The sequence below is a fragment of the Caulobacter sp. HMWF025 genome (assembly GCF_003060965.1).
Lineage (GTDB): Bacteria > Pseudomonadota > Alphaproteobacteria > Caulobacterales > Caulobacteraceae > Caulobacter.
In genome coordinates this window covers 5,872-21,052 of sequence record NZ_QAII01000027.1, presented here as the reverse complement: position 1 = coordinate 21,052, position 15,181 = coordinate 5,872, and the positions used below count along the sequence as shown (strand labels likewise).

The following is a 15,181-nucleotide window of genomic DNA, read 5'->3' as shown; positions in this document are numbered from 1 at the left end:
TACGACGCTGCGCTTCGGCGCGCTCCTCGGAATCCAGAACGCCCAGCACATATTCGCCGGCCAGGGGGCGGTCTTCGTCACGCATGGGGGTTTCGGTATCGGTCATGCTTCAAGACACGCGCGTAGGCTGAGCAGGCTGCGACGGATCCAGCTTTTCATGGTGCCCAGGGGTACGCCGATCCGCTGGGCGAGGGTGTCATAGGTAACCCCCTCGAAGAAGGCGGTCCGCACCGCTCCGGCATGTTTGGGGTCCAGCTGGTTCAGGCAGCCGTCCAGACGCTGACGGTCCTCGTCAGCCTCGATCAGGCTCGACGCCAGGGGAGAGGCGTCAGGCAGGGCTTCGGCCTCGTCGACCCCGGCCATGACCCGACCGCCGCGCGCCCGCAGCTTGTCGATCGACCGGTTGCGGGCCATGGACACCAGCCAGGTGATCGGGCTGGCCTTTTCGGGATCAAAGCGGTCGGCCTTGTTCCAGACGCTCAGATAGACATCCTGCAGCACGTCTTCCGCCTCCTCGCGGTCATTCAAGATACGGAGGCAGACCCCAAACAGTTTCGCCGAGGTGTGACGATAGACGTATTTCAGGGCATCGGAGTCCCGGTTGGCGACGCGTGCGATGGCGCGCGTCAGCAGGGCGCGGCTGGAATCGGCATCCATCAAACAGGCGTTCCTCAAGCTTACAGGCGGCCGGACCGTGGCATGCCGCTTCGGGAGAGGCAATCGTCCAGACGTGTCTCTAGTGTCGGGTTGCAGCGCGCATGGCGAGGAAGCCGGCGCTGGCCGCAACCGTCGTCACCAGGGTTCCCCAGGCCATGTCGGCGAGAGTGACGGTGGTCGACCAGACCTTCAGGGTGGCCTGGTTGGTCAGGTCGTAGGTGGCATAGGCGCAGAAGCCGAAGGCGGCCGCATTCAGCAGCAGGCGTTTCCAGCTGTTCTCGCGCATGGCCGGCAACACGGCCAGATAGAGGATCGCGAAGATGTAGATCAGGTAGAAGACCACAGCGGCCACGAAGTTGACCTGGTCTGCCATCAGCTCGCCGATCCGGGGCCGGTACAGGCGGGGGGCCATCAGGGTCAGCCAGACGATGTCCATGGCCAGGAAGGCCCCGGCGCTGGCCAGGTAGCCGTACAGGTTACGTTGCATTGTCAGTCCTCAGACAGATTGCGCGACGGGGCGCAGGCGATAGTGGCTGACGCCCCATTCCTCGCCACCCCGATGACCGAACAGGCCGGACGTGGCCAGGAAAAACAGCCGCCAGCGGCGGCGCCAGACCGTGGCGGTCTTGCCATAGACGTCGTCCAGAACCGGATCGATGGTGGCGCGGTTGGCGTCGAAGTTCTCCAGCCACTGCTCGGCGGTGCGGGCATAATGGGATCCGCTCCAGCGCCAGTCCTGCTCGACCTTGAAAAGGTCCGGGAACTGGGCCAGCAGGTCGTGGCTGGGCATCACGCCGCCGGTGAAGAAGTACTGGGCGATCCAGTCGGCGGGATCATCGACATCGAACCGGTAGGGGGCGTTGCGATGGGTAAAGATGTGGATGAACAGCAGGCCGTCCGGCTCAAGCCAGGTCCGGACCCGGGTCAGCAGGGCGCGCCAGTTGGACATGTGCTCGAACATCTCGACCGATACCACGCGGTCAAAGCGTTGATCGGTCGCGAAGTCGTTCATGTCGGCGGTGATGACCGTCAGGTTCCCGAGTCCGCGCTCAGCGGCCCGGGCCTCGATAAAAGCCCGCTGCGACGCCGAATTCGAGACCGAGGTGATGGTCGAGTTGGGGAACCTTGCGGCCATCCACAGCGACAGCGAGCCCCAGCCGCAGCCCAGTTCAAGGACCGCCTGGCCGTCCTGCAGGTCGGCGTGGGCTTCGGTTTCCGTCAGGGCGGCGACCTCGCCGTCTGCCAGGGTTACGGCACCGGGCGGATAGAGGCCGCTTGAGTATTTCAGATTGGGGCCGAGCACGGCCTCGAAGAAGGCCGCCGGCAGTTCGTAGTGCTGGGCATTGGCCGCGTCAGTGTGAGCCGCAATCGGATGGGCCGTCATCTCGCGGGCAAAACTGGCCGAGACTTCCGGAGTCGCCGAGGCAAGGCGGCGGCGGGCATCGCTGACCAGAAAATGGATGGCCGCCCGCGAGACGATGTCGGGGATCGGGGCATCTTCAAACGCGTGGATCGCGGCCTTGACCAGACTCATGGGCATCCTTTCTTCACGTCAGGCCTATCCGCAAGGCGCGCGCTAAATTTGCCAAGCTACGCACGGCCGGAACCTCTGGATGCGCAACGCGTCCAAACGCCGTCTGGCTCCGTAGCTGAAGGGTCCGCATCGATCAGCCGTTGCCCAGGGAGCCTTCATTGCCCGCGTCGCCCTCCACGCCCCGTCAGAGCATCGCCGTCGTCGGCTCAGGGATTTCCGGCCTGTCCGCCGCCTGGCTCCTCTCGCGCCGGCATGACGTCACCCTCTACGAGGCGGACGACCGGCTCGGCGGCCATGCCAACACGGTCGAGATCGACGGCGTTGCCGTGGACACGGGCTTCATCGTCTACAACGAGCTGAACTATCCCAATCTGGTGGCTCTGTTCCGGCATCTGGACGTGCCGACGGTCGACAGTGACATGTCGTTCGGGGTTTCGCTGGACCATGGCGCGCTTGAGTACAGCAGCAACGCCCTGCTGGCCCAGAAGCGCAATGCCCTGAACCCGCGCTTTCTGAAGATGCTGCTCGACGTGACCCGCTTCTACAGGAACGGGACGCGTGACCTGGCGCGACTGGAAGACGAGGGGCCCTGCCGGCTCGACGACTATCTGCGGCAGCAGGGCTTTGGCCAGGGCTTCGCAGAGGACCACCTTCTGCCCCAGGCCGCTGCCATCTGGTCGGCGTCCATACAGGACATTCGCGAGTTTCCGGCCGCCGCCCTGCTGCGCTTCTTCGACAATCACGGCCTGATGCTGCCGATCGACAAGCGGCCGATCTGGCGCACCGTGGTCGGCGGCAGCCGGTCCTATGTTTCGCGGCTTGCGGCGGACTTCAAGGGCGAGACGCTGCTGCAACGCCCGGTCCGCCACATCGCGCGCGGGCCCGACGGGGTGACGATCGAGGACGCTACCGGTCAGTCGCGGCGCTTCGACCAGGTGGTGATCGCCGCCCATGCCGACCAGGCCCTGGCCATGCTGTCACGACCCTCCGCGGCCGAGTCGACGCTGCTCGGCGCTTTCCGCTACAGCCGCAACCGGGCCGTTCTGCATCGCGACAAGGCCTTGATGCCACGCCGCAAGACGGCCTGGGCCAGCTGGAACCATGTCGGTCTGCGGGCCGGGGCCGGGGAGGGCGGCGTCACCTACTGGATGAACCGCCTGCAGCCCCTGACCAGTCAGGACCCGTTCTTCCTGTCGCTCAATCCGGGTCAGGATCCGGCGGTAGGGGAGACTCTGCATGACCAGGTCTATGAGCATCCGCTGTTCGACGGTGCGGCCATGCAGGCCCAGCGTCGGCTGTGGTCGCTGCAGGGCACCCACCGGACATGGTTCTGCGGGGCCTATTTCGGATCCGGCTTCCATGAGGACGGTCTCCAGGCCGGGCTCGCCGTGGCCGAGCAACTGGGCGGCGTGCACAGGCCGTGGCTTACGCCGGACCCCTCTGGCCGGATCTTTCTGGACGCGGACAGCGTGACCGATCCGCAGGCGAGGGTCGCGTGACGGGCAAGTCCGGCCTCTATGTCGGCACGGTGACCCACCAGCGGGCCCGGCCGCGCCGGCACAGCCTGCGCTATCGCGTCTTCATGCTGTTGCTGGACCTCGACGATCTGGAGGGACTGGATCGGAGGCTGAAACGGTTTTCCCGCAACCGGTTCAATATCCTGTCTTTTTTCGACCGCGATCATCTCGACGAGTCGGGCGCTCAGATCCGCCCGGCGATCGAGGCCAGCCTTGCGGCGCACGGGATCGACCTGCCTGCCCCCTCGATCTCCGTGCTGTGCATGCCGCGCGTGTTCGGCCACGCGTTCAATCCCCTGACCGTCTATTTCTGCCGCGACGCTGCAGGTCGTCTGGCGGCGATCGTCTATGCGGTGCGCAACACGTTCGGCCAACGCCATGACTATGTCCTGCCGGTCAACGGTACTCGCAGCGGCTGGGTGGCGCAGGGCTGCAACAAGGCCTTCTATGTCTCGCCCTTCCTGCCGATGGACCTGCGCTATGCCTTCGAGGTCGCCGAGCCCGGCGAGAGGGTCCTGGTCGGGGTTGATGTGCACGACGAGGACGGCTTGCTGCTGGCGGCCAATTTCGAGGGCGCGCGCCGGCCGCTGACCGATGCCAGCCTTATGCAGGCCGTGTTCAGCCATCCCTGGCAGGTGATCGGCGTGATGGCCGCCATCCACTGGGAGGCGGTGAAGATCGTGCTCAAGGGGTTCCGGTTCTTTCCGCAGCCCCGAGCGACGCGGAAGCTGCTGCGTCCGGCGCTGGGCGACGCGCACGAAAAAGGCGGCGCGGGCTGAGCCCACGCCGCCTGGTTCAGGTCACCGGGACCGCCGTCGTCAGTAGACGAAGCGGATGCCGGCGAAGAACGAGCGACCGACCGCCGCATAGCGGGTGACGACCGGATCGTCCTGATAGGCCCAGCGGTTTTCCGTCTGGTCGGTCAGGTTCAGGGCCTCAAGCGTCAGCGTGATGGCCTTGTTGAACTTGTAGGTCGCCGAGGCATCGACGTTGAAGGTGCTGTCGTTGCCGAGGAAGTCATTGACCAGCGGCGAGTCGCAGAAGCCCGGGTCGCAGGTGCCGGTGGCGATCGGGTAGGTCGTCCGGTACTCGGTACGATAGGCCGTCGAGACCCGCGCGCTGAACTTCTCGACCTCGTAATAGACCGTGAAGTTGAAGGCGTCCGGCGAGGCCCCGGTGAACGGACCCTTGGCGGTGACCGCCTTCGTGCCCAGGCGCGAATTGGCCGGGGTGACGATGTACTCGAGTTCCGACTCCAGGTGCGTGGCGTTGAACTGCACGCCCAGGTTCTTGAAGTACCAGGGCAGGAAGGTCAGGTCCTGCTGGTAGTTGAACTCGATACCGCGGATGTAACCGCCCGGCGCATTGCCGAACTGGCGCACGTCGAAGGGGTTGTCCGCATCGATATAGGCCAGGGCGTTGACGTTGGTCTGGGAGTCACGCAGCGCCTTGATGCCGTCCGCATCCAGGAAGGAGCTCAGGCTGGCCGAGTTGATCAGGGTCTGCGGGAAGCTGGAGATGTCCTTGTCGAACACCGCCACCGAAACCAGGGCTCCGGGCGCGAAGTACCACTCGAAGCTCAGGTCCATGTTCACGGCGCGGAACGGGTCCAGCTTCGGGTTGCCGACGGTCAGCGAACCGCCGACCGTGCCGCCGTTGGTCGGAACGCTGATGGCCGTGACGTTCGGGGCCAGGTTGCCCAGCAGCGGCCGTGCCATGACCTTGGCTGCGCCGAAACGCACGATCATGTCGTCGGTCAGCTCATAGGCCGCGTTCAGCGACGGCAGCAGGTCGGTGTACTTGTTCTCGCCCGAGATCGGACGCGAGGTGTTGGTCAGGCCGTCCGACTGCACTTCGGTGACCGCATAGCGGGTGCCGACATTGCCGCGCAGGGGGCGGCCGAACAGTTCGGTATTGTAGTCGAACTGCACATAGGCCCCGGTGTCCTTTTCGAGGACCGAGTAGCGGTTGGCCGCGCTGGCCAGATAGGACAGGCGCCAGTCGCCGTACTTGTTGATGCAGTTACAGTCGAACTTGAAAAGATCGACCATCTTCTGCAGGTCCGGAACCAGGAAGGCGGTGGTGGTTCCGGCCGGCACGTCCAGACCGGTGCCCCAGTTGATCACCCGGCTGACGGCCGCGACGTTGGAGCCGGCTTCCTTCAGGCTGGGGTTCAGGGTTTCGCCGGTCAGACGGCGATACTCGGCGGTCGAGAAGCCGTACTCGCGCTGGCTGACGCCGAACTTGATGTCCAGATTGTCGTCGGCCGCATACTTGAAGTCGAGGCGCAGGGTCTCGTAGTCGTTGTTCACGAAACGCTGGAAGTGGCGCAGGGCCGAATAGCCCTTCACGAAGTCCCAGGCCGAGGTCTGGGTCGCATCGAAGCCGAGGTTCAGCAGGGGCATGTCGCCACCGCCCCGCGAGTCATAGACCAGATAGTCGTTGCCGGTCACGCCCTGACCCGAGTCCAGGCGGATGAAGTCGGCCAGCAGGCCCTGGGTCTTGTTCTTCGAAGACGACTTTCCGTAGACGGCGGTCATCGAGAAGTTGTCGGTGAACTCGTGGTCGATCTTCAGCGAGTTCTGGCGGAAGTAGGTGGTGAAGAAGGCCGCATCGGCCGCCGAGCGCAGGTCGACATTGCCCAGCTTCAGGTAGTCGGCATTGGCCCCGGAAGCCGACAGGGCGGCATCGATCAGGCGAACGCTCGGGCGACCCACGAAGGCGTTGCGCATGCCCAGGCCCAGCGGGTCGGACACGTAGCCCACCGAGCTGAGGCTGTTATAGTAGTCGTAGGGCTCGAGGTTGAAGGGGTTGAAGCTGAACTGTGTACCGGCCACGAGGCCGCCGCCGTTCATCGACTCGCCGCAGTCAATGGCATCGCGGATTGCCGTGGCAGTCTGCGACACGCAGGTGTTGTAGAGACCGCGCTTGGTGGCGGCCGAGGTGGAGGCCGTCGCGGTGTTGAGGCCGGCGGCGGTGTTGTTGCGGTTCAGGCCGACGGTCTGGACCTGGTAGTTGACCGAGTCCTGCTGCAGTTCCGAATAGACCCAGTCATAGCTGATCGTCGTCCGGCTGGTCGGGCGCCACTGCAGGGCTCCGGTCAGGCCGAGGCGCTCCTGGGCCAGGTCTTGCTGGTTCAGGGTCGCCAGGGCAGGGATGCGCAACAGCGGCCCAGCGGCCGTCGTGTTCGTCGCGCCGGCCGTATTGGTCAGGGTCGAACCGATCGGGTTGTTGATCAGGCCATAGGCCGTCGGGTTCGAACCGATCAGGGTGTTGCAGTACGAGGCGTTGGTAATGTTCAGGCCGACGATGACGCCGGCGTTACAGGCCGTCCCGGTCGGAGCCGCAAAGCCCTGACGGGCCAGGCGCGACGCGCCGCTGGCCGGGTTGGCCGTGGTCGCGAAGGTCGAACCGCGATAGGTGTATTCAGACTGGCCGGCCTGGCGCTGATAGCTGTCGATGGTCTGGTTGCGCTTGTTGTAGGCGACCGAGAACAGGGCCCCGAAGTCACCCCAGTTGGTTTCCCAGCGATCGGAGATCAGGCCGGCACCACGCGGTGAATGCGTGCCGCCGTTCTCATAATAGGCGTCCTGCAGGGACAGGGCGAGGCGACGGCCCTTGAAGTTCAGCGGGCGACCGGTTTCCAGATCGACAGTGGCTCCCAGCGAGCCTTCGTCGGTTTCGGCCGATGCGGTCTTCTGGACCTTCAGGGCGTTGAACAGTTCCGACGCGAAGGTGTTGAAGTCGAAGCCCCGCGAGCGGTTGGCGGCGTCACCGGCGATGGAGGGGCCGGCAGTCGAGAGGGCTTCCAGTCCGTTCAGGCGGACGCGGGTGAAGTCGCTGCCCAGACCACGGACGGTGATCGTCCGGCCTTCGCCGTTTTCGCGATCCACCGAAACGCCGGGAAGGCGCTGCAGGGATTCGGCCAGGTTGGCGTCCGGGAAGTCGGCGATGTCCTCGGCATTGATGGCATCGACCATCACATTCGAGGTGCGCTTCAGGTTCAGGGCGCTTTGCAGGGCCGCGCGATAGCCGGTGACGACGATCTCTTCGACCTGATCAGCCTCTGCCGCAGGGGCGGGCGCAGGAGCCGCCTGTGCAGCTGCGCTGCCTGAAGTGGCCACCAGGGCCGATGCGATGACGAGTGCGCCCAGCGACGCCTGGCCCAGCAGGGTCCGCGCGCGGGTCTTCTGGCGATGGTCGTTCATTGTTCCCTCCCGAACAGGTCACGGCAGGCGCGACTCTTTTGGGACGGTCGCGCCTTCGGATACTCCGGTTATCGCTAACTGTTACCGGTGTCATTTGCAACAGAAACCGGTGTCATTGCCGCACTGGGTGGCTTTTCGGCAACAAGCTTGGCTGGAGCGAAACGGAGGGCGGGTCTAGGCTTGCGGGAGCCAGGCCCTGAGATCGCGCAGGGCGCGCAGACTCATCAGGCGCTTCTTGGCCCGGCCCCGTTCCTTGAGCGGAATCTTCACCCCGTCCTCGCCGGTCTTTGGGGCGTCCATGGGCGGCAGCAGGCCGTAGTTGATGTTCATCGGCTGGAACGAGCCCTTGTCGCCTTCCAGGTGCCCGGCGGTAACGTGATTGATAAGGGCCCCGAGGGCCGTGGTCGCCGGCGGAGCCTCAAGCGTTTCGCCCTTGCGCTCGGCGGCGGCGAAGCGACCGGCCAGAAGGCCCATGGCGGCGCTCTCAACATAGCCCTCGACCCCGGTGACCTGGCCGGCGAACCGCAGGCGCGGCGCGACCTTCATGCGCAGGTTGCGATCCAGCAGGCGGGGGCTGTTGATGAAGGTGTTGCGATGCAGGCCACCCAGCCGGGCGAACTGGGCGTTGGCCAGACCCGGGATCATCCGGAACACCGCAGCCTGCGCTCCGTGCTTAAGCTTGGTCTGGAAACCGACCATGTTCCATAGCGTGCCCAGGGCATTGTCCTGGCGCAGCTGGACGATGGCGTAGGACTTGACCAGCGGATCGCGCGGGTTGGTCAGGCCGACGGGCTTCATCGGGCCATGGCGCAGGGTTTCGCGGCCGCGTTCGGCCATAACCTCGATGGGCAGGCAGCCGTCGAAATAGGGAACGTTCTCCCACTCCTTGAACTCGGCCTTCGGGCCTTCGAGCAGTGCGTCGATAAAGGCTTCGTACTGGTCCTTGTTCATCGGCAGGTTGATGTAGGCGGCGGCGTCGCCGCCGGGACCTTCCTTGTCGTAGCGCGACTGGCGCCAGGCGATGTCCATGTCGATCGAGTCGAGATGGATGATCGGCGCGATGGCGTCGAAGAAGGACAGCTGCCCCTCGCCGGACAGGTCGAGGATCGCGTCGGCCAGGGCGGGCGAGGTGAGGGGGCCGGTGGCGACGATCACGCTGTCCCAGTCCTCCGGCGGCAGGCCGGCGATTTCCTCGCGCACGATGGTGACCAGCGGATGGGCCGCGAGACGGCGCGTGACCTCGGCGGAGAATCCGTCGCGGTCGACGGCCAGGGCTCCGCCGGCCGGCACCTGATGCTGGTCGGCCGCCGAAAGAATCAGGGAATCGCAGGCGCGCATCTCGGCATGCAGCAGGCCGACGGCATTGTACTCCCAGTCGTCGGACCGGAAGGAGTTGGAGCAGACCATCTCGGCCAGACCGTCGGTATGGTGGGCGTCCGTGCGGACTGGGTCGGGGCCGTCGCGGCGCATCTCATGCAGGATCACGGGCACACCGGCCTGGGCAATCTGCCAGGCGGCTTCCGATCCGGCGAGGCCGCCGCCGATGACGTGAACAGGGGCGAGATGTGAGGTCTGTGTGGTCATGGGCGACCTCATACCTCTGGTGGCGGTCTGACGAAACCTGTGTCTAGTCTGACATCGGGAGCGCGGTGGTCCTGCGCGATGCGGTAGGGGGATGCGAATGGCTTCGTTTTCAGTAACGGCCGCCGTGGGTTCGGGTTTCGGCATCGTTGGGCGCAAGCCTCTGGCGGTCCTGGCCTGGGGCATTGGAATGACTCTGCTCATGATCGTGCCGATGGTCGTCTTCTTCGCCCTGATGGGCGGGCAGTTCATTGAGGCCTTCGCGATGGCCCGACAGGGCGGCGCGGCCCCCGACTCGGACGCTGTCCAGAAGATCATGGCCCTTCAGTCGGGCATGCTGGGCTACAACCTGTTCAGCTGGGTCTGGGGCACGCTCGTGCGCGCCCTGATCTGCGCCGCGATCTTCCGGGCCGTCCTGATGCCGGCCGACTCCCGCTTTGCCTATCTGCGCCTCGGCGGCCGTGAGTTGTGGCTGACCCTGCTGTTTCTGGTCGAGACCGTTCTGGCCTTCATCGTCTTCTTTGCGGCGGTGCTGGGCGCAGCGCTCCTGATCGGGATCGGCTATGCCGCCTCCGGCCAGGGCGGCGGCCAACCGTCGGTCGCCTTCGGCCTGATGAGCGCCGGCGTCGTTCTGGCCATCGTGGCGGGGTTGATCTGGGTCGCCCTGCGGCTGTCCCTGGCCGCGCCCATGACCTTTGCCGAGGGCGAGTTCCGGCTGTTTGAATCCTGGACCCTGACCCGGGGCCAGGGCTGGCGGTTGCTCGGCGTGGCCGTCCTGCTGGTCCTGATCCTGCTGGGGGTCGAGGTGCTGTTCCTCATCGTCCTGCTGGCCGTGGGGCTGGGAAGCCTGTTCGGGATGGTCGGCCATTCGGGCCAGCCAATTCAACCCGAGCAGATCGAGGCCTTCTTCCGTCAGCCCCCGGCGGTTCTGGTCGGTATTCTCTGGCCGTGGATAGCCGGGGCCGTTGCGGTCAGCGTCGTGGTCGGCTCGGTTCTGTCGACGGTGATCTTCGCGCCCTGGGCCTCGGCCTATAGGGCCCTGACATCTGCCCCCCAGACCGGTGAGGAGCGCTCGCCAAGCCCGGCCGCCGCGTCGTAAACTGATCCCGGCCTTCGCGACTCGGCAGGTCGCGAAGGCTTTCAAGGGGATCGGAACATGACGCAGAGATCGGTCGCGGTCGGAGCGACCGTTCGGGCAGGCCTGTCGGACCTGGGCGCGGCGATCAAGGCCTGCTGGGCTGCGCTGGTTCTCGCCACGGTCCTGGCGGCGGTGTCGCGCCTTCTGCCCCCCGCAGCAGCCCTTCTGGCCCCGGTCCTGCAACTGGTCGCCCTGAGTCTGGCAGCCGGAGCCCTTTACCGCCGGCGCTTCGAGCGTGCGAGCGGCTTGAAGGGGCTGCGGTGGGGCCGTGAAGAATGGCACCTGATGGCCGCCCAACTCCTGTGCGCCGCCTTTCTGTTTGTCGTCCTGTCGGTTCTGGCCCTGGTGGTCGCCGCGGTGACCCTGGGCGTCGCGCGGATGAGCCTGCCGGGTTTTGATGCCCTCTCGCCGGCCGGATGGCAGGATGCCCTGGCCGCGTCCGGCGTCGCGGGTTTCGTGGTCGGTCTCGTCCCCCTGCTGAGCCTGGCTATTATCGTCTGGCTGGCTGCCCGCCTGTCGCTGGCCGGCGCGGCGACGGTGGACCTGGCCGGCATCCGGGTGCTGAGCAGTTTTCCCCTGACCCGTGGACTGGCCGCGCCGATCCTGGCTTCCGGCTTTCTGCTGGCCCTGCCGGTGATCCTGCTGGGCGCGGGTCTTCGCTTCGCGGGCGGCACCGACCATGGCGGGCTCGAGCCGGTCGTCGCGATCTGCTCTGCGGCTGCGGTCTATTTCTATCTTGCCCCAGTGTGGACCGGGGCCCTGGTTCATATTTACAGACAGCGTCGGCCGACCGACGCCTCGCAGACGCTGGACGCCTAGATGACTTCGCTTTCGCCCACCCGGGCTGCTCTCGAAGGGTTCCGGATCATGCGTCGCCAGCCCCTGGTGGTGCTGGCCTGGGCCGTGTTCTCGCTGGTCATGCTTCCGCTGCTGGGCCTGCTGGTCAAGGTCGGGCTGGGCGAGAAGCAGCGGGCGGACCTGGCCCTCCGCTCGGGCTCGGCCGACCCCCGCGAGATCCTCGACATGGTCTCGCAGCTGGGGGGCGTGATGATCCTGCTGATCGTGCTGGCCCTGGTGCTGGGGGCCATGCTCTCGGCAGCGATCATGCGGGCGGTCCTGCAGCCCGAGCAGCGGGCCTTTGCCTATCTGCGGGTGGGGCGCGAAGACCTGCGGCTGCTGGTGGTGTCCCTGATCCACCTGGCGGCCGGGCTGATGGTGACGGTGATTCCGGGCGGTATCGTCGCCCTGGCCACGGCGCTGCTGGCCGGGACGCCGGCCGGCGGCTGGGTCGGCTTTCTCGGCGGTCTTGTGGTGATCGGCCTGTCGATCTGGGTTGCCGTCCGCCTGTCGCTGCTGGCACCCCATGCCTTTATCGCCGGGCATATCGACCCGCGCGCCGCTTGGCTGCTGACGCACGGCCAGTTCTGGCGCCTGCTGGCCATGGTGGTGATCGTGATTGTCGCCTGTATCGGGGTCTCGATCCTCGGGACGACGGTGTCGGGCATCGTCGTCGCCGTGATCGGGGGCGGGCTTGAAGACAACGTTCCGCGCAGCGTCGGCGTCAATCCGCGCCTGATCCTGTCCCTGCTGGCTAACCTTCTGCTGGCCCCGGTCTTCCTGACCCTGCAGGCGGTGATCGTCACGGCGGCCCCCGCCGCCGCCTATGGCCAGCTGGCGAGGGGCAGGTCGGGCTAGGTCACGGACTTCAGGCCGCCGCGCTCGGCCGGGTACCGACCCGGTCGCGCCAGGCGGTCAGGTGCGGCGCGTCGTCCGTCGGGATTTCCAGCCCGGTGAAGGCCGCGAAGTCGATCGTGGTCTGGGCCACGATGTCGGCCATGGAATAGGTCGGGCCGGCGATGAAGTCGCGACCCTCCGACAGCTCCCGGTCCAGCCAGCGCAGGACCCGGGTCACCGCTTCGCGGTTGGACTCGCCGAAGTCCTTGTACTGGGTCAGCAGCGCCGCCGTCAGGGGATGGGCGTGGCGCCAGAACATGCCGACCGGGGTCATCAGCTGGAACTCGATGCGGCGAATCCACATGTCGACCTGGGCCTGCTCCAGCGGCGTGGCCCCGAACAGCGGCGGGGTCGGGTGCAGGCCTTCCAGATAGCGGCAGATCGAGACGCTCTCGCTGATCATGGTGCCGTCATCAAGCTCCAGGGTCGGCACCTGGCCCAGGCTGTTGCGGGCCTTGTGTTCGGGTGACTTGTGGCCGCCCTGCCGCATGCCGATGCGGATCTCCGGCAGATCGATGGCCTTTTCGGCCAGGAAGATCCTGACGCGGCGCGGGTTGGGCGCAGGATTGGCTTCGCCATAGAGCTTCATGATCGGCCTCCCTCTGGTGCGACGCTGCCGGCCGCTTTCAAACAGATGTTAGGGTTTGGGGCAGGCTGTGCAAGCTGGAGGTGTGGCGTGGTGGAATTTATCTCCGGGACCTGTCGCGGCGACGCGAAGCTTGTTACGCGTTGCTCCTGAACACTCCTTTGTTTCGAGGCCTGCATGTCCAAGTTCTCTGCCTCAGATGCCGCGTTCGTGGGCTTCAGGCTGGTGCGGGAGCATCCCAGGACCGTCGCCATCTGGGCTGCGGCCATGACGGTTCTTTCGCTGTCGGTCAGCGCGCTCACCATCCAGCTGGCGGGGCCGCAGCTGGCTGAATTCATGGCGATGAGCAGCGAGACCAATCCGGAGCCCGCCGCGGTGCTGGGGATCATGAAGGGGCTGGCCCCGGTCATGCTGCTGTCGATCGTCTACAGTGTGGCGCTGTATGCGGTAATGCTGGCGGCGGTGAACCGCATGATCCAGCGGCCGGCCGATGATCGCTCGGCCTATCTGCGTCTGGGCCAGGATGAGGTGCAGCAGGGGATTACGCTGATCCTGGTCAATCTGCTGCTGCTGGGCCTCTATCTCTGCGCAGCCGTGGCTTACGGCGTGCTGTTGGCCATCGGCTTCGCCGCCGGGGGCGTGGTCGCGGGCCTGCTCGGCCTGATCGGGTTCGTCGGTCTTGCCTGCCTGTTGATCTATGTCGCCGTGCGGCTGTCTCTCGCCTCGGCGATCACGTTTGACACGGGCAAGGTCGCCGTGCGCGCGTCCTGGGCCATGACCAAGGGCCATGTCGGCGGTCTGCTGGGGGCTTACCTGCTTTCGGCCATCATGTCGGTGATCGTCTATCTGCTGTTCATGACCATCATCGCGGCGGTCGGGGCCATCGTCTCGGGGGGCATCACCGGCCTGGGCGGCCTGTTCGAGCCCGACATGAGCTCGCTCAAGGCCTTCTTCACGCCGGTCGGACTGGTTCGCGCCGCCTTTGCCGGCGTGGTCTCGGTGCTGACCACCCTGATCCTGTTCTCACCGGTGCCGACGATCTATCAGGCCCTGAAGTCCGGCCGAGGCGAACCCACCGAGGACGCTGCACCCGCCGTCTAGTCTTCAGCTTCGCTCCCTCCGGCTTTTGCCGGGGGGAGCGGCAGCGGTTCCCGGTCTCAGGCGCTCTTCTTGCTCTTCTTCAGCTCGGCCACCCGCGCCTTGCGGCGCGCTTCGTGGCGGTCGAGCACCTCCTTCAGATAGCGGCCGGTCCATGAGGCCTCGACCTTGGCCACGTCCTGAGGCGAGCCCACGGCAACGATCTCGCCGCCGCCGTCGCCGCCTTCGGGGCCGAAGTCCAGCAGCCAGTCGGCGGTCTTCACCACGTCCAGATTGTGTTCGATGACGACCACGGTATTGCCCTGGTCGACCAGCTCATGCAGCACTTCGAGCAGCTTCTTGGTGTCCTCGAAGTGCAGGCCGGTGGTGGGCTCATCGAGGATGTAGAGCGTGCGACCGGTGGCGCGCTTGGACAGTTCCTTCGACAGCTTGACCCGCTGGGCCTCGCCGCCCGACAGGGTCGTGGCCTGCTGGCCGACCTTGATATAGGTCAGACCGACGCGTTTCAGCGTCTCCATCTTGTCGCGGATCGGCGGCACCGCCTTGAAGAAGTCGGCGGCCTCTTCCACCGTCATGTCCAGCACGTCGGCGATGGTCTTGCCCTTGAACAGGATGTCGAGGGTTTCGCGGTTGTAGCGTTTGCCCTTGCAGATGTCGCAGGTGACGTAGACGTCGGGCAGGAAGTGCATCTCGATCTTGATCAGCCCGTCGCCCTGACAGGCCTCGCAGCGGCCGCCCTTGACGTTGAAGCTGAAGCGGCCCGGGCCATAGCCGCGGGCCTTGCTCTCCGGCAGTTGGGCAAACCAGTCGCGGATCGGGCCGAAGGCCCCGGTATAGGTGGCCGGGTTCGAGCGCGGGGTGCGGCCGATCGGGCTCTGGTCGATGTCGATGACCTTGTCGAAGTTCTCCAGCCCCTCGATGCGCTCATGTGGGGCCGGGGCGTCGCTGGCATTGTTCAGACGGCGGGCGGCGGCCTTGTAGAGCGTCTCGATGGTGAAGGTCGACTTGCCACCGCCGGACACGCCGGTGATGCAGGTGAAGGTGCCGACCGGGATCTCGCCGGTCACGCCCTTGAGGTTGTTGCCGGTGGCCCCGATGACCCGCAGCATCTTCTTTTTGTTGATCGGG

At 66.1% G+C, this 15,181-nt stretch carries 13 protein-coding genes; 6 read left to right on the top strand and 7 right to left on the bottom strand.

All coding sequences use genetic code 11. The features are described from left to right. Window positions 1-102: 102 nt before the first annotated feature. The 3 genes from DBR10_RS03290 to DBR10_RS03280 all read right to left on the bottom strand — a co-directional run bounded on the left by DBR10_RS03290 (window position 103) and on the right by DBR10_RS03280 (window position 2,191). Entirely contained in the window at window positions 103-657 is a 555-nt protein-coding gene (locus DBR10_RS03290; RefSeq protein ID WP_108504386.1) for a sigma-70 family RNA polymerase sigma factor, read from the bottom strand. 79 nt (window positions 658-736) lie between these two features. Beyond that, entirely contained in the window at window positions 737-1,144 is a 408-nt protein-coding gene (locus DBR10_RS03285) for a DUF2177 family protein (protein ID WP_108504387.1), read from the bottom strand. 9 nt (window positions 1,145-1,153) lie between these two features. Further along, window positions 1,154-2,191, bottom strand: a complete 1,038-nt coding sequence (locus DBR10_RS03280; RefSeq protein WP_108504388.1) for an SAM-dependent methyltransferase — start codon at window positions 2,189-2,191, stop codon at window positions 1,154-1,156. A gap of 158 nt (window positions 2,192-2,349) precedes the next feature. Between DBR10_RS03280 and DBR10_RS03275 the strand changes: the two genes are divergently transcribed. Both DBR10_RS03275 and DBR10_RS03270 read left to right on the top strand, forming a co-directional pair. After that, a complete protein-coding gene (locus DBR10_RS03275) occupies window positions 2,350-3,690 on the top strand; it encodes an NAD(P)/FAD-dependent oxidoreductase (RefSeq protein WP_199223482.1) in 1,341 nt (446 codons plus the stop codon). Further along, complete coding sequence (locus DBR10_RS03270) at window positions 3,687-4,487, top strand: DUF1365 domain-containing protein (RefSeq protein ID WP_108490406.1); 801 nt, start codon at window positions 3,687-3,689, stop codon at window positions 4,485-4,487. The genes DBR10_RS03275 and DBR10_RS03270 overlap by 4 nt, the downstream gene beginning before the upstream one ends. Window positions 4,488-4,526: 39 nt before the next feature. Here the strand turns inward: DBR10_RS03270 and DBR10_RS03265 are convergent, their stop codons facing one another. Together DBR10_RS03265 and trmFO are read right to left on the bottom strand one after the other, a co-directional pair. Continuing rightward, on the bottom strand, window positions 4,527-7,916 hold the full coding sequence (locus DBR10_RS03265; protein WP_108504390.1) for a TonB-dependent receptor: 3,390 nt from the start codon (window positions 7,914-7,916) through the stop codon (window positions 4,527-4,529). A 174-nt stretch (window positions 7,917-8,090) separates the two neighbouring features. Next, window positions 8,091-9,500, bottom strand: a complete 1,410-nt coding sequence (trmFO, locus tag DBR10_RS03260; RefSeq protein WP_108504391.1) for a methylenetetrahydrofolate--tRNA-(uracil(54)-C(5))-methyltransferase (FADH(2)-oxidizing) TrmFO — start codon at window positions 9,498-9,500, stop codon at window positions 8,091-8,093. A gap of 97 nt (window positions 9,501-9,597) precedes the next feature. Here trmFO and DBR10_RS03255 point away from each other — a divergent pair, with 97 nt between their 5' ends. From DBR10_RS03255 to DBR10_RS03245, 3 genes are read left to right on the top strand one after another with little or no spacing between them, the layout of a single operon-like run. After that, the gene (locus DBR10_RS03255; RefSeq protein WP_108504392.1) at window positions 9,598-10,596 is read left to right on the top strand and encodes a hypothetical protein; all 999 of its coding nucleotides are present in this window, start codon (window positions 9,598-9,600) and stop codon (window positions 10,594-10,596) included. Between the two features lie 57 nt (window positions 10,597-10,653). Next, a complete protein-coding gene (locus DBR10_RS03250; protein ID WP_108490586.1) occupies window positions 10,654-11,454 on the top strand; it encodes a hypothetical protein in 801 nt (266 codons plus the stop codon). Then, window positions 11,455-12,330: a hypothetical protein gene (locus DBR10_RS03245; RefSeq protein WP_108504393.1), complete on the top strand. Its 876-nt coding sequence runs from the start codon at window positions 11,455-11,457 to the stop codon at window positions 12,328-12,330. It begins immediately after the preceding gene. Between the two features lie 10 nt (window positions 12,331-12,340). On the opposite strand, the gene DBR10_RS03240 is transcribed toward DBR10_RS03245, so the two are convergent. Next, window positions 12,341-12,958 (bottom strand): glutathione S-transferase family protein, encoded by a 618-nt coding sequence (locus tag DBR10_RS03240; RefSeq protein WP_108489793.1) that lies wholly within the window; start codon window positions 12,956-12,958, stop codon window positions 12,341-12,343. A gap of 174 nt (window positions 12,959-13,132) precedes the next feature. On the opposite strand from DBR10_RS03240, the gene DBR10_RS03235 reads away from it, so the two are divergent. Next, the gene (locus tag DBR10_RS03235; RefSeq protein WP_108504394.1) at window positions 13,133-14,056 is read left to right on the top strand and encodes a hypothetical protein; all 924 of its coding nucleotides are present in this window, start codon (window positions 13,133-13,135) and stop codon (window positions 14,054-14,056) included. A gap of 56 nt (window positions 14,057-14,112) precedes the next feature. Here the strand turns inward: DBR10_RS03235 and DBR10_RS19645 are convergent. Beyond that, the coding region (locus DBR10_RS19645; RefSeq protein WP_233243230.1) for an ATP-binding cassette domain-containing protein at window positions 14,113-15,181 on the bottom strand (1,069 nt) is incomplete at its 5' end.